The 235-nt window shown below is 49.8% G+C and carries 1 protein-coding gene; it reads right to left on the minus strand.

The features are described from left to right. The coding region (locus tag ACODJP_RS14505; protein ID WP_422482701.1) for a LysR family transcriptional regulator at nt 1-106 on the minus strand (106 nt) is incomplete at its 3' end. Between the last annotated feature and the right edge of the window lie 129 nt (nt 107-235).

Below are 235 nucleotides of genomic sequence, written 5' to 3' on the forward strand. Positions count from 1 at the left end.
GGTGAGACAAGGCGGACTGGGTCTGGTGCAGGGCCGCTGCCGCACCCGCCAGTGAACCGCTGTTCCGCAACGCTTGCAGCGTTTTCAGATGTTTAATTTCGATCATGAAAGTCCTTCACTTCGCCATGAGCAATTTGCGCTTGAGGAATATACAGTAACTGTCAATTATGGATGTGTAAACATCTGGACGTCTAAAACTCGTCATATTTCGACTTGCAGATGCGTTGGCTGCCTT

The sequence above is a fragment of the Pleomorphochaeta sp. DL1XJH-081 genome (assembly GCF_049310885.1).
Lineage (GTDB): Bacteria > Spirochaetota > Spirochaetia > Sphaerochaetales > Sphaerochaetaceae > CAYZJV01.